The organism is Luteimonas yanweni, assembly GCF_039548475.1.
In the GTDB taxonomy this organism is placed as follows: domain Bacteria; phylum Pseudomonadota; class Gammaproteobacteria; order Xanthomonadales; family Xanthomonadaceae; genus Luteimonas.
Window position 1 is genome coordinate 17965 of sequence record NZ_JBCLVC010000011.1, and the last position, 13904, is coordinate 31868.

Annotated in this window: 9 protein-coding genes; 8 read left to right on the forward strand and 1 reads right to left on the reverse strand. The window is 72.0% G+C overall.

From position 1 onward, the window contains the following. Positions 1-30: 30 nt before the first annotated feature. The 4 genes from xseA (at position 31) to WCE39_RS07385 (ending at position 6586) form a co-directional block, all read left to right on the forward strand. Positions 31-1380: an exodeoxyribonuclease VII large subunit gene (gene xseA, locus WCE39_RS07370; protein WP_343276050.1), complete on the forward strand. Its 1350-nt coding sequence runs from the start codon at positions 31-33 to the stop codon at positions 1378-1380. An 87-nt stretch (positions 1381-1467) separates the two neighbouring features. Next, the gene (locus WCE39_RS07375; RefSeq protein ID WP_343276051.1) at positions 1468-3114 is read left to right on the forward strand and encodes an acetolactate synthase large subunit; all 1647 of its coding nucleotides are present in this window, start codon (positions 1468-1470) and stop codon (positions 3112-3114) included. 34 nt (positions 3115-3148) lie between these two features. Next, positions 3149-4735 carry an aldehyde dehydrogenase family protein gene (locus tag WCE39_RS07380; protein ID WP_343276052.1) on the forward strand — a complete coding sequence of 529 codons (1587 nt, stop codon included), beginning with the start codon at positions 3149-3151 and terminating at the stop codon, positions 4733-4735. Positions 4736-4804: 69 nt separating this feature from the next. After that, positions 4805-6586, forward strand: a complete 1782-nt coding sequence (locus WCE39_RS07385; RefSeq protein WP_343276053.1) for a vWA domain-containing protein — start codon at positions 4805-4807, stop codon at positions 6584-6586. Positions 6587-6610: 24 nt separating this feature from the next. Here WCE39_RS07385 and WCE39_RS07390 read toward each other — a convergent pair whose 3' ends face one another. Then, positions 6611-9442 carry an EAL domain-containing protein gene (locus WCE39_RS07390; RefSeq protein ID WP_452299571.1) on the reverse strand — a complete coding sequence of 944 codons (2832 nt, stop codon included), beginning with the start codon at positions 9440-9442 and terminating at the stop codon, positions 6611-6613. A 237-nt stretch (positions 9443-9679) separates the two neighbouring features. On the opposite strand from WCE39_RS07390, the gene WCE39_RS07395 reads away from it, so the two are divergent. The 4 genes from WCE39_RS07395 to WCE39_RS07410 are packed head-to-tail and all read left to right on the forward strand — an operon-like array spanning position 9680 to position 13823. Further along, positions 9680-10294, forward strand: a complete 615-nt coding sequence (locus tag WCE39_RS07395) for an RNA polymerase sigma factor (protein ID WP_343276054.1) — start codon at positions 9680-9682, stop codon at positions 10292-10294. Beyond that, positions 10291-11385 (forward strand): hypothetical protein, encoded by a 1095-nt coding sequence (locus WCE39_RS07400; protein ID WP_343276055.1) that lies wholly within the window; start codon positions 10291-10293, stop codon positions 11383-11385. The genes WCE39_RS07395 and WCE39_RS07400 overlap by 4 nt, the downstream gene beginning before the upstream one ends. After that, positions 11382-11966 (forward strand): IMPACT family protein, encoded by a 585-nt coding sequence (locus WCE39_RS07405; protein WP_343276056.1) that lies wholly within the window; start codon positions 11382-11384, stop codon positions 11964-11966. Before WCE39_RS07400 ends, WCE39_RS07405 begins: the two co-directional genes overlap by 4 nt. Positions 11967-11993: 27 nt before the next feature. Then, complete coding sequence (locus WCE39_RS07410) at positions 11994-13823, forward strand: ABC transporter transmembrane domain-containing protein (RefSeq protein ID WP_343276057.1); 1830 nt, start codon at positions 11994-11996, stop codon at positions 13821-13823. Positions 13824-13904: the final 81 nt, after the last annotated feature.

Consider the following 13904-nt stretch of genomic DNA (forward strand, 5'->3'; position numbering starts at 1 on the left):
TGGCTGGCGGACCCCGGTATCCTGACCGGCATGCCGACCCCGCCCAACGACAACGTCCTCAGCCCCACCCAGCTCAACGCACTCGCGCGCAGCCTGCTGGAAGACGCCTTCCCCGTGGTACTGGTGGAAGGCGAACTCGGCAACGTCTCGCGCCCGGCGTCCGGGCACATGTACTTCACCCTCAAGGACGCCCGCGCACAGGTGCGCTGCGCCCTGTTCAAGCCCAAGAGCCAGTGGCTGAAATTCCAGCCACGCGACGGACTCAAAGTGCTGGCCCGCGGTCGCCTGACCCTGTACGAAGCACGCGGCGACTACCAGCTGATCCTCGACTCCCTCGAGGAAGCCGGTGAAGGCGCCCTGCGCCGCGCGTTCGAAGATCTGAAAGCCCGTCTGCAGGCCGAAGGCCTGTTCGATGACGCCCGCAAGCGCCTGCTGCCGGCGTACCCGCGGCGGCTGGGCATCATCACCTCGCCGTCGGGCGCGGCCGTGCGCGACGTGCTGAGCGTGCTGGGGCGCCGCTTTCCCCTGGTCGAAGTCGATGTGCTTCCGGTGCCGGTGCAGGGCGATACGGCGGCGACGCAGATCCGCGGCATGCTCGAGCGCGCCGGGGCGAGCGGCCGCTACGACGTGCTGGTGCTGGCGCGCGGCGGCGGCTCGCTGGAGGACCTGTGGGCGTTCAACGACGAAGCCCTGGCGCGCGCGATCGCCGCCTCGCCCGTGCCGGTGGTCTCGGCCGTCGGCCATGAAACCGACTTCAGCCTCGCCGACTTCGCAGCCGACCTGCGCGCGCCCACGCCCTCGGTGGCGGCGGAGCTGCTGGTGCCCAACGCGGTCGACGTCGGGACCCGCGTGCGCGGCCTGCAGCAGCGCCTCGAAGCACTGCACCTGCAACGCATGCGCGACCGGATGCAGCGCGCCGATCGTGCCTCCCTGCGACTTCAGGCGCTGCGGCCGCAGGCGCGGCTGCAGGCCCTGGGCGAACGCCAGCGGCAGGCGCTGCGCCGGCTGCAACTGGCCTGGCAGACCCGCGAGGGCGGGCTGCGCGCGCGGCTGCGCCATGCCGACGCGGTGCTGCGTGCAACCCGGCCCGACCGGCGGCTCGCCATGCTCCGCGAGCGCCTCGCCATGCTGGCACCCCGCCCGCAGGCCGCCGTGGCGCGCATGCTGCAGGGCGATGCGCAGCGGCTCCGCGACCTGGCGCGTTCGCTGGAAGCGGTCAGCCCGCTGGCCACTGTTGCGCGCGGCTACGCCATCCTCCAGCACGACGATGGCCGCCTGGTGCGTAACACGGGCGATGCCGCGCCCGGCGACAGGTTGAGCGCGCGCGTGGGCGACGGCCAGCTGCGCGTGCGCGTGGAAGGCGACGACGACCTGTCCTGAGCGCGACAGCCGGCGCATGCTCGCTTCGCGCTAACGGCGCGCTCGCCATACTCCCTGTTCCCGCTGCAGTCGAAGGAGACAGGGCCCATGGCCAAGGCATCCGACCTGCTGGTCGCGGCCCTCGAGGCCGAAGGCGTGGACTACGTATTCGGCATCCCGGGCGAGGAAAACCTCGACCTGCTCGAATCGCTGCGCAAGTCGCGCATCCGCCTGGTGCTGACCCGCCACGAACAGGCCGCCGGCTTCATGGCCGCGACCTGTGGCCGGCTGACCGGACAGGCCGGGGTCTGCCTGAGCACGCTCGGCCCCGGGGCCACCAACCTGGTCACCGCCGCGGCCTATGCACAGCTGGGTGCGATGCCGATGCTGATGATCACCGGCCAGAAGCCGATCCGCAGCAGCCGCCAGGGCCATTTCCAGATCATCGACATGGTCGACACCCTGCAGCCACTGACCAAGTACACGCGCCAGCTGGTGTCCGCCGACAGCATCCCGGCGCACGTGCGCGAGGCCTTCCGGCGCGCCGAGGAGGAGCGCCCCGGCGCCACCCACCTCGAGCTGCCGCAGGACGTTGCCGGCGACCCGACCGACGCGGTTCCGATCGCCAGGTCGTACTCGCGCCGGCCGGTGGCCGAGCACAAGGCGATCGCGCACGCCGCTGAAGCCATCCGCGCCGCCCGCCATCCGCTGCTGATGATCGGCGCCGGTGCGAACCGCAAGACCACCGCGCGCGCGCTGCGCACCTTTGTCGACAGACTCGGCATCCCCTTCTTCAGCACCCAGATGGGCAAGGGCGTGCTGGATGAAACCGACCCGCTGTGGATCGGCACCGCGGCGCTGTCCGACCACGACTACGTGCACCGCGCGATCGACGCCGCCGACTGCATCGTCAACGTCGGCCATGACGTCATCGAGAAGCCGCCGTTCTTCATGCGCGAGGGCCGGCGCACGGTGATCCACGTCAACTACGAAGGCGCCGCGGTCGATGCCGTGTACTTCCCGCAGGTCGAGGTGGTCGGCGACATCGCCGATGCGGTCTGGCGCCTGTCCGAGGCCATCGAGCCGCAGGCGCACTGGGACTTCGCCTTCTTCGACCGCGTGCGCGCGGCGCTGTGCGAACAGCTGAAGGAGCGAAGCGGCGACGCGCGCTTCCCCATGGCCAGCCAGCGCATCGTCGCCGACCTGGCGCGGGCGCTCGGCCCCGACGACATCACCTGCCTCGACAACGGCCTCTACAAGCTCTGGTTCGCGCGCAACCACCGCTGCCGGCGGCCGAACACGCTGCTGCTCGACAACGCGCTGGCCACCATGGGCGCCGGCCTGCCGTCGGCGATCGCCGCGGCCATCGTGCATCCCGGGCGCAAGGTGGTGGCGGTGTGCGGCGACGGCGGCTTCATGATGAACTCTCAGGAGATGGAGACCGCGGTGCGCCTTGGACTGGACCTGGTGGTGCTGGTGCTGCGCGACAACGCCTACGGCATGATCAAGTGGAAGCAGGCGCACGAGGACTATCCCAACTTCGGCATGGACCTCGGCAATCCCGATTTCGTGGAATACGCCGGGAGCTACGGTGCGCGCGGGCATCGCCCCGCGTCGGCCGATGAGTTCATGCCGCTGCTGCGGAAGGCGCTGGACAGTCCCGGCATCGACCTGATCGACGTGCCGATCGATTACGGCGACGACGACTGGCTGTTGAACGAGGAGATCCCGCGGCTCAGCGCCGCGGTGGAATAGCCACCTGCATACGGATTCGAGGAGGACAGCGACCATGCCCAGGCAGAAGAAGGCGAACGCGGGACGCGCGGCAGCCGGTGCGAGCGGTACGCCGGGAAAGACCGGCAAGACCGGCAAATCGGGGACGGCTGCCAAGGCCGGACGGTCCGACACACCCGGCACATCCGGCAAGCCGGGTGCGCTGGCCGCCAGCTACCCCTACTACCTGGCCAACCGGCCGGTCGCGGCCAACACCGACCTGGACGTGCTGGACAAATACAGCGGCAAGGTCGCCGCGCGGGTCGCATTCGCCGATGCCGGCGCCGTGCGCAAGGCGATCGTGGCCGCGCACAAGGCCCGGCCGGCAATGGCCGCGTTCCCGCCGGATGCGCGCCGCGACGTGCTCGAACATTGCGTCCGCCGCTTCGGCGAACGTTCGGAAGAGCTGGCGCTGGCGCTGTGCATCGAGGCCGGCAAGCCGATCAGCGACGCCCGCGGCGAGGTCGAACGCCTGGTCGACACCTTCCGCATCGCGGCCGGCGAAGCCACGCGCATCGGCGGCGAGGTGATCGAGCTGCAGCTGTCCCAGCGCACCCGAGGCTACCGCGGCATGGTCAAGCGCGTGCCGATCGGCGCCTGCAGCTTGATCACGCCGTTCAACTTCCCGCTCAACCTGGTCGCGCACAAGGTCGCGCCGGCGATCGCGGCCGGCTGTCCCTTCGTGCTGAAGCCGGCGGCGAAGACGCCGATCGGCGCGCTGATCATCGCCGAGGTACTGGCCGAGACGGATCTCCCCAGGGGCGCGTTCTCGGTCCTGCCCTGCAGCAACGACGACGCGGCGCAGCTGGTGGAAGACGAGCGCATCGCCCTGCTGAGCTTTACCGGCGGCCTGGTGGGCTGGGAGCTGAAGGCGAACGCGGGCAAGAAGAAGGTCACGCTGGAGCTCGGCGGCAACGCCGCCTGCATCGTCGATGCCGACCCCGGCGTCGACCTCGACCACGTGGTCGAGCGCCTGGTCTCCGGCGCCTACTACCAGTCGGGCCAGAGCTGCATCAGCGTGCAGCGCATCATCGCCCACGCCGACGTCTACCCCGCCCTCCGCCGCAAGCTCAAGGCCGCGGTCGGGAAACTGCGCAGCGGCGACCCGCGCGACGAAAGCACCTTCGTCGGCCCGATGATCGACGAGTCCGCGGCAAAGCGCGTCGAGCAGTGGATCGGCGACGCGCGCAAGGCGGGGGCCAAGCTGCTCGCCGGCGGCGAACGCAAGGGCAACATGCACCCGGCGGCCTTGCTGGAAGGCGTGCCGCGCGACGCCGACCTGTACCGCAAGGAGGCGTTCGGGCCGGTGGCATGCATGGAGTCGTTCGACGATTTCGACGACGCCCTGGCGCGCGCCAACGACAGCGACTTCGGCCTGCAGGCCGGCGTGTTCACCGCAAGCCTTGCCCACGCCATGCGCGCCTGGGACCGGCTTGAGGTCGGCGGCGTGGTGGTCGGCGACATCCCCAGCTTTCGCGTCGACAACATGCCCTACGGCGGCGTCCGCGACTCCGGCCTCGGCCGTGAGGGCATCAAGAGCGCCATCGAAGACATGACCGAGCCGCGCCTGCTCGTCATCCGGGACAACCCCGCCCACCTGTAGGCCTCCGCGCGGAAAACCCCAAGTGCGCTCTTCGCGCGTTGTCGCTCCTGCCCAACGACGGAGCCCGCAATGAACCGCATCGCCACCATCGCCGCACTCGCGGCCAGCCTGCTGCTCGCCGCCTGCCAGACCCCGCAGTCCACTGCGGACAAGGCCGGCGGGGGCGCGCCCGATCCATCGACGCCGCACGGCCCGATGCATGCACCGCCGGCGTCGCCCTCCCCGGCGGCCCTGGAAGCCAGCGCCATGGCCGTGAAGGCCGGACGCGCCGACGCGGCTCGGGCACGCACGCTCCACGCGGCCTCGCCGTTCGGTCCCGGCCACCACCCCATGCCGCCGCCGCGCGCGTGGCCGGCGGATCCCGCCAACACCGAGGAATACGCGGAGGTCGAGGACAACCCCGTGCGCCGCGCCTCCGAACATCCGGTCTCGACCTTCTCCGTCGACGTCGACACCGGCAGCTACAGCAATGTGCGCCGCATGCTGCGCATGGGCGTGCGCCCGCCACCTGACGCGGTGCGCGCGGAGGAGTTCATCAACTACTTCAGCCATGGCCACCCCGCACCGGCCACGCGCGAGGTGCCGTTCCGGGTCACCACCGAGATCGCGCCCGCGCCCTGGAACCCGAAGCGCCACCTGCTGATGGTCGGCATCAAGGGCTATGACGTGGCGAAGGCCGAGCTGCCGCCGGCCAACCTGGTGTTCCTGGTCGACACATCGGGCTCGATGCATTCGCCCGACAAGCTGCCGCTGCTGCGCCAGGCCTTTGCCGCGCTCACCGACCAGCTGCGTGCGCAGGACAAGGTTTCGATAGTGGCTTATGCCGGCTCCGCAGGCCTCGTGCTGCCGCCGACGTCCGGCGACCGCAAGGGCGAGATCCTGGCCGCGCTCGAGCGCCTACAGGCCGGCGGCAGCACCAATGGCGGCGCCGGCATCACGCTGGCCTACGCCATGGCGCGCCAGGGCCATGTCGAAGGCGGCGCCAACCGCGTGATCCTGGCCACCGACGGCGACTTCAACGTCGGCACCATCGAGCGCGGAACGCTCGAAGCCCTGGTCGCCGACCAGCGCAAGTCCGGCATCGCCCTGACCACGCTCGGCTTCGGCACCGGCAACTACAACGACGCCATGGCCGAGCGCCTGGCCGACGCCGGCGACGGCAACCATGCCTACATCGACACCCTGCTGGAGGCGCGCAAGGTACTGGTGGAAGAGATGTCCTCGACGCTGCTGACCATCGCCCGCGACGTCAAGGTGCAGGTCGAGTTCAACCCGGCGGTCGTGGCCGAGTACCGGCTGGTCGGTTATGCCAACCGCATGTTGCGCGAAGAGGACTTCGCCAACGACCGCGTCGACGCCGGCGACATCGGTGCCGGGCACGAGGTCACCGCGCTGTACGAGATCGCGCTGGCCGGCTCCGGCGCCGAACGCCTGCCGGCGCTGCGCTACGGCGCAGGCGACTCGCAGGCTCCGACGCGCACGAGCGAACTGGGCCACCTGCGCCTGCGCTACAAGCAGCCCGACAGCGACACGAGCCGCCTGATCGAAGTGCCGCTGCGCCGCGCGGACATCCGCGACCAGGCCGGCCCGACGCTGCGCTTCGCCGCCACCGTCGCCGCTTTCGCCGACGCCCTCCGCGGCGGCCACGACCTCGACGGCTGGGACTGGGATGCGATCTCCGCCAGCGCGCGCGAAAATCGCGGCGCCGACCGCTGGGGCCTGCGCGCGGAGTTCGCCGAACTGGTCGAGGCCGGACGCGCGGTCACCCGCGACGGTGGCCGCGAACATGGTCGCGACGACGGCGGCGACCGCGACGGTGGCCGCGACAGCCGCGGTCACACCGGCGGCTGAGCGATGCCCGCGCCCTGCGTCCGCTCAGGCCGCGCCGCGGCTCTCGGCGGCGGGCGCGGGCCTCGGCCGCCCGAACAGGAAACCCTGGCCCATGGTGCAGCCGAGCTGGCGCAGGATCGTCGCCTGCGCTTCGGTCTCCACGCCTTCGCCGATGGTGTCGATGCCCAGCGTGCTGGCCAGGGCCAGGATCGCGCGCACCAGCGCCAGGCTCTCGGGATGCAGGGCGTCGTCCAGGCCGGCGACGAAGCTCTGGTCGATCTTCAGCGCGTGGATCGGGAACCGGTGCAGGTAGGACAGCGCCGAGAAGCCCGTGCCGAAGTCGTCCAGCAGGGCCAGGATGCCGCGCGCGCGCAGGGTCTTGAGCATGCGCAGCGCGCGCGGTGCGTCGTCCAGCAGCGCCACCTCGGTGATCTCGATGCGCAGCCGCGCAGGCTCGGCGCCGCTGTCCTCAAGCATCTGCAGCAGCCGCTCGGCGAAGTTGTCGGAGTGGAAGTGCCGCGGCGAAACGTTGATCGACACATAGCCATCGCGGTGCCGCGCCATCCACGCGAAGGCGCGCCGGTACACCAGCCAGTCGACCTGCTCGATCAGGCCGCTGTCCTCGCCCACGCCGATGAAGTCGCCGGGCGACAGCGCTCCGTGAACCTCGTGGTTCCAGCGCAGCAGCGCCTCGTGGCCGACCACCTTGCCGGTGGCCAGGTCGATGATCGGCTGGAACCAGGGCTCGAAGGCATCGGCAAGGATCGCGCGCCTGAGGTCGGCCTCGAGATCGAGCAGGCGCGTGGCCTCGGCGCGCATCTCCTCGTCGAACAGCTCGCTGCGGTCGCGCCCGCGGGCTTTCGCGCGGTACATCGCGGCGTCGGCGTCGCGCAGCAGGTCCTCGCCGTGTTGGTAGCGCGGCTGCCACATCGCGATGCCCACCGAGGCCGAGGGGAACAGTTCGCGGCCGGCGACCCACATCGGCTTGCCCAGCTCGGCGAGGATCCGCGCCGCCACGGCCTCCGCCACCGATTCGTCGCTCGCATGCGCGAGCATGACCGCGAACTCGTCGCCGCCAAGGCGCGCGACCACGTCGTCTTCGCGCAGCATCCGCGCGATCCGGCGCCCTGCTTCGACCAGCATATCGTCGCCGGCGGCGTGGCCGACGCTGTCGTTGACCAGCTTGAAGCGGTCCAGGTCGAGGAACAGCACCGCGAACGGCCCGCGCTCGCGCGTCCGGGTTTCGGCGATGGCGGCGTCGAGGCGGTCGAGCAGGTGGATGCGGTTGGGCAGCCCGGTGAGGTGGTCGTGGCGCGCCTGGTGGATCAGGCGTTCTTCGGCGCGCATGCGTTCGGACACCTGGGCCCGCAGCTCGCGGTTGGTGTCCTCCAGCTCGCGCGTGCGCGCGTCGACCCGGTGCTCCAGCTCGGCGTGGGCCGCCCTCAGGTAGTCCTGCGACCGCTTGCGCGCCAGCGCGCCGCCGATGTGGTGGGCCACGAAGGTCAGGAGTTTCTGGTCCTGCACCGTGAAGGCGATGTCCCGCGAATAGCTCTGCACCGCGATCACACCCACCGCCATGCCGTCGCGCAGCAGCGGCACCCCCAGCCAGCAATGCGCCAGCGTGCCGTGGTGGCGCAGCTCGCCGGAGGATTCCAGGCGCGTGATGACCTCGCGGTCGGCGAGCAGCGCGCGTCCGCTGTTGATCACGTACTCGCTCAGGCCGTGGATCATCCGCCGTGGCTGGCGCACGATGTCGCGCTCGTCCACCGAGTACGGGAATTCGATGTGCCCGCCGTCGCCGGACACCATGGCGATGTAGAAGTTGCGCGCGTACAGCAGCTCGCCGACCACCGCGTGCAGGTCACCGTAGAAGCCTTCCACGCTCTCGGCGGTGAACGAAAGCTCGCTGATCCGGAACAGCGCGCGCTGCAGGCGCTCGGCGCGCTGGCGCTCGATGATCTCCGCCTGCAGCACCTGGTTGGCCTGCTGCAGTTCGCGCGTGCGCGCATCCACCCGGCGTTCCAGCTCGGCCTGGGCGTGCTTGCGGTCGAGCGCGGTCAGGATGTGCTGGGCCACGAACTCCAGCAGTGCGCGGTCCTCGTCGGTGTAGCAGTCCGGCTGGTCGTAGCTCTGGACCACGATCGCGCCGCTGACCCGGCCCTCGCGACGCAGGGGCACGCCCAGCCAGTCCGCGGCCTCGGGGCCGTGGGCCAGGTCGGCGTCGACGGCCAGCTGCCGGCGGATCGCCCCGGTCGACCCGCGCAGCGGATGCCCGTGGCGGAGAAGGGCCACGGTCAGGCTGGTGGGCATCGTCGCGACCGGCGTCTCGATGGCGGGATCGGCGAGCCAGGGGTCCAGCCGGTCGGCGAAATACAGAAAGCGCATGGTGTCGCGCACGTCGTCATACAGGACGATGTAGAAGTTCGCCGCCGACATCAGGCCGCCCACGATGCCGTGGATGCGCTTGAGCACCTCCGCCATCTCCAGGCCCGAGCCGGCCAGGTCGGCGATCTCGTACAGGCTCTGCTGCAGCCGCTCCGACTTGCGCAGCGATTCGATCCGGCTTTCCGCCTGCGCCGAAGCGATGGTGGCCGAGACCAGGCGCCGCGCCAGGGCGCGCCACGCATCGCGCGACGAGGGCGTCAGCGGCTCCGGAAGCCGCGCCGCGATGGCGACCCGGGCCTCGCCCTCGTTCCAGCATTCATCGATCACCGCGCCCTTGCGCCTGTCCACGGCGCACTTGCCGGTCACGAGCCGGGCGGCGTGCCTGCGCAACTCGCCGGTGACGCCCTCGACCTCGGAGGAACCGGTCCCCAGCCGCTCGTCCTCCCAGCACACCACCACGCCGGAGCCGGTGGGCAGCGACTGGGCAAGCATGTCCGCGAGCCCTGCGAGGTCGACCTCGCGGGTTGGCGATGTGACCGCTATGTCCTGCACGACCTGCACTCGCAACGCCCTCTTCTCCGGTCCGGCACCATGGGGAAAACGGCGTATGCGCCAAGCGACGGCAGGGCCGCGCGCGCGCCCCCTGCAGCCACGGCCGCCATCATGCCCGCTGGGCCGGCCGCGCGCACGGACTTCCCGCCTTGCCGCCCAGGGCTTAACCTCGTGGCGATGGACACCTCACGGGGACATGATCCGGAAGATGCCATCGGCGCGGCCGATGACGACGCGCTGATGCTCGCCTGGGCCAGGGGCGACGTGGGCGCGTTCGAGGCACTGTATGCGCGCCACCGTGAACGCCTGTACCGCTTCCTGCTGCGCCAGCTGCGCGACCCGGGCCTGGCGGACGAGGTCTTCCAGGACACCTGGCAGCGGGTGGTGGCGGCCGGCCGCGACTGGCGTCCGGAAACGCTGTTCGCATCCTGGCTGTACCGCATCGCCCGCAACCTGGTGGCCGATCACTGGCGCGCCCGGCAGCACCGGCCACCGGCGCCCGTCGACGCCGAAGAGCGCACGCTGCGGGTCGAAGACCCCGACACCCCCGAACTGCAGATGCTCGCCTTCGCCCGTCGCCGCGAGCTGCAGCAGGCCCTCGACGCACTTCCCGACGAGCAGCGCGAGGTGGTGCTGTTGCGCCTGGAGCAGGAGCTCAGCCTGGAGGACATCGGCGAAATCACCGGTGCCGGCCGGGAAACGGTGAAATCACGCCTGCGCTACGCCATGGACAAGCTGCGCGCGGCCCTGGCTCCGCCGGCCACGGCCGCCGTGCGGGAGGAAGCACCATGACGCGCCCCGCCGGCCCCGATCCACTGCAGCCCGACGAGCGCGAGCTGGCCGAGGCGCTGGCCCGCACGGCGTCGTCCCAGGGCCCCTCGGCCTGCCTGGACGCGGCCATCATCGCGGCCGCGCGCGGTGCCGCGGCGGACCGGGCGGCGTCGGTGGCGGGCGTCGCCACCGGCGCGCCCGCCCCGCCTGGAACCACCGGTCCCGCCAGGGCCGCAGCCGCCGCGCATCGCAGCCTCCGGCGCAGCCCTGCCTGGCTGCGCGGTGGCGCGCTGGCCGCGACACTGGTCGTCGCGGTCGGCGTGGCCTGGCAGATGAAGCCACACATGGAGCCCTACCCGGTGTCGATGGATGCCGGCGAAGCACCCCTCGCCGCGGTCCGGGCCGAGCGCGCGGCCGGGACGCCGGCGGTGGAGCCGGCGCACGCCCCGCCGGCTGCACGGGATGCGGCACGGCAGGCGATGCCGGCGGCCGGCCGCCCCGTGGCATCGCCCCCGGACACGTTCGAGCCCGGTGGAGCGCCTGCCGAAGCACCGGTCCGGCCCGCGCCCGCACCCGCACCCGCACCGGCACCCACGCTCGCGCCGCAACCGCACAACGCCACGCCCCGGGCGCCCAAGGCACTGCCGGAGGCCGACAGCGCGCCGCCGGTGGTGTTCGGCAGGATCGAACCCACCGCGGCACCGGCGTCCCCGCCCGCACCGCCTTCGCCGCCCGCTCCCGTGGCAGCAAAACCCGGGCCGCTGCGGGCGCTGCCCCCACCCCCGCCCGCGGGCTCCCGGGCGCGGAGCGAACAGCAGTCCGCGGACGCGGGCTTCGCTCCGCCCCCGGCCACCGGCGCGAGCGCCGCCCGCGGGGACGCGGACGACACCGGCACCCACGACGAGGACGGAGCGTGGTTCGACCAGCCCCTCGACGACACGCCACCGGCTTCGGTGGACTCGCCGGCCGTGCGCGAGGCCTGGCTGGCCCGGATCCGTGAGCTTGTCGCCGCCGAGCGTTACGACGAGGCGCGCGCAAGCTTCGCCGAGTTCCGCCGCCGGCACCCCGAGGCGCCGCTGCCCGAGGGCCTGCGCTCCCTGCTGGAAGAATGAGCACCACCCTGGCCGCGGCCGCCGCGCACGAACTCGTGGTCAAGCACAGCCGCTTCCTCGCCAACGCGGCGCCGGTGGATGGCGTCGACGCCGCGGCCGCCTTCATCGCCGCGGCCTCGGTGCCCGACGCCACCCACAACTGCTGGGCCTGGCGGCTCGGTGACGCGTACCGCTCCAGCGACGACGGCGAGCCCGCCGGCACCGCCGGGCGCCCGATCCTCGCCGCCATCGACGGCCAGGGCCTGGACGGCGTGGTGGTGGTGGTCACGCGCTGGTACGGCGGCATCAAGCTTGGCGCCGGCGGCCTGGTCCGTGCCTATGGAGGCACCGCCGCCGAGTGCCTGCGCACGGCCGAGCGGCGCGAGGTGGTCGAGATGGCCGAGGTCGATGTCACCTGCCCCTTCGCCGACCTCGCCGCGGTGCACGCCGCGCTGCCGGCCTTCGAGGCGGAGAAGCTGGGCGAGGACTTCGCCGTCGACGGCGTCCACTTCCGCCTGCGCCTGGCGTCGGCCCGGGTGGCCGAACTGGCTGCCCACCTGCGCGACGCCACGCGCGATCGCGCGCGCGTGGGCGACCCATAGGGCGGGGGCATCGGCGACAATGGCCGGATGGCCCAGTTCGCGAACACTCCCACCCCGCCCTCCGCCACCGGCGCGCGCGGGGATGATTCCACCGGAAAGTCCAGGGTCCCGCTGTCGACCCTGCGCCCGCTGTGGCCCTTCCTGGCCCGCCACAGGGCCCTGCTGGTGGCCTGGCTGCTTGCGCTGCTGGCATCCAGCACCGCGACCCTGAGCCTGCCGCTGGCGGTGCGGCGCATGATCGACGACGGTTTCGCCAGCGGCGCCGGCATCGATGCCGCGTTCATGCTCCTGTTCCTGGTGACCTTCGCGCTTGCGATCGCCACCGCGGCGCGCTTCTTCTTCGTTTCGCTGCTTGGCGAGCGCGTGGTCGCCGACCTGCGCACGAAGCTCTTCGGCCACCTGGTGGGCCTGGACCAGTCCTTCTTCGAACGCAGCCGCACCGGCGAACTGGTCTCGCGCCTGACCGCCGACACCGAGCTGCTGCGCGGCGTGGTCGCGACCAGCATGTCGGTGGCCCTGCGCAGCACGGTGATGGTGCTCGGCAGCGTGGCGATGCTGGTGGTGACCAGCCCGCGGCTCGCCGCCTGGACCCTGGTCGGCATCCCGCTGGCGGTGCTGCCGCTGGTGCTGGGCGGCCGCCGGCTGCAGAAGATCTCGCGCCAGAGCCAGGACCGCGTGGCCGATGCCAATGCCCTGGCCACCGAAACCCTGGGCGCCGTCGACACCGTGCAATCGCATGCCCGCGAGAACCACGAGCGCGGCCGCTTCGGCGCGGCGGTGGCGACCGCGGTGGCGGTGGCGCGCAAGCGCATCGGCGTGCAGGCCCTGGTAACCGCGGTCGCGATCTCGGTGGTGTTTGGTGCGATCACCCTGGTGCTGTGGCTGGGTGCGCACGACGTGGCCGATGGCCGCATGAGCGCGGGCACGCTGGGGCAGTTCGTGCTGTACGCGATGTTCGGCGCGGGCTCGGTGGGCGCATTGGCCGAGGTCTGGAACGAGCTGCAGAAGGCCGCCGGCGGCATGGGCCGGATTGGCGAGCTGCTGGATGAACAGGCCACCGTGGTACCGCCCGCCGCGCCGAAGGCGCTGCAGCAGCCGGTGCGGGGCGCGGTCGCGATGCGCGACGTCGTGTTCCACTACCCGACCCGGCCCGACGCGCCTGCGCTGGAGGGCTTCACGCTTTCAGTCGCGCCTGGCGAAACCGTGGCCCTGGTCGGGCCGTCGGGGGCGGGCAAGAGCACCGTGTTCTCACTGCTGCTGCGCTTCCGCGATCCGCAGTCGGGCAGCGTCGCGCTGGACGGGATCGACCTGCGCGAACTCGATCCCGTGGCGCTGCGCGAAGCCATGGCCCTGGTGCCGCAGCGCCCCACCATCTTTGCCGCCAGCGCCGCCGACAACATCCGCTACGGCCGCCTGGACGCCACCGACGCCGAGGTCGAAGCCGCGGCGCGCGCGGCCGAAGCGCACGACTTCATCGCCGCGCTGCCGGAAGGCTATGCCTCCGAGCTGGGCGAACGCGGCGCGCGACTGTCCGGCGGCCAGCAGCAGCGCGTGGCCATCGCCCGCGCCCTGCTGCGCGATGCACCGGTGCTGCTGCTGGACGAGGCCACTTCGGCGCTCGACGCGCAGAGCGAGCGCGCCGTTCAGCATGCCCTCGAGCGCCTGATGGAAGGCCGCACCACGATCGTCGTCGCCCACCGCTTGGCGACCGTGCTGCGCGCCGACCGCATCGTGGTCATGGACCAGGGGCGCATCGTCGCCGAGGGCACGCACTCCGAACTGCTCGCCCAGGGTGGGCTGTACGCGGAACTCGCGCGCCTGCAGTTCCTCGACGCCGCGCCTGCCTCTACGCCCTGACGTGGCCGCCAGGCGCGAGGGCCGGCAGGGCAAACGCCTTCTGCAGCAACAGCTGTAGCTGCGACCCCGCAGTGAAACACC

Excerpts from the sequence above, each read along its gene's own strand:
- WCE39_RS07405 (WP_343276056.1), top strand. The coding sequence starts at position 11,382 with ATGAGCACCACCCTGGCCGCGGCCGCCGCGCACGAACTCGTGGTCAAG.
- WCE39_RS07390 (WP_452299571.1), bottom strand. The coding sequence starts at position 9,442 with ATGCTTGCCCAGTCGCTGCCCACCGGCTCCGGCGTGGTGGTGTGCTGG.
- WCE39_RS07395 (WP_343276054.1), top strand. The coding sequence starts at position 9,680 with ATGGACACCTCACGGGGACATGATCCGGAAGATGCCATCGGCGCGGCC.
- WCE39_RS07375 (WP_343276051.1), top strand. The coding sequence starts at position 1,468 with ATGGCCAAGGCATCCGACCTGCTGGTCGCGGCCCTCGAGGCCGAAGGC.
- WCE39_RS07380 (WP_343276052.1), top strand. The coding sequence starts at position 3,149 with ATGCCCAGGCAGAAGAAGGCGAACGCGGGACGCGCGGCAGCCGGTGCG.
- WCE39_RS07385 (WP_343276053.1), top strand. The coding sequence starts at position 4,805 with ATGAACCGCATCGCCACCATCGCCGCACTCGCGGCCAGCCTGCTGCTC.
- WCE39_RS07410 (WP_343276057.1), top strand. The coding sequence starts at position 11,994 with ATGGCCCAGTTCGCGAACACTCCCACCCCGCCCTCCGCCACCGGCGCG.
- xseA (WP_343276050.1), top strand. The coding sequence starts at position 31 with ATGCCGACCCCGCCCAACGACAACGTCCTCAGCCCCACCCAGCTCAAC.
- WCE39_RS07400 (WP_343276055.1), top strand. The coding sequence starts at position 10,291 with ATGACGCGCCCCGCCGGCCCCGATCCACTGCAGCCCGACGAGCGCGAG.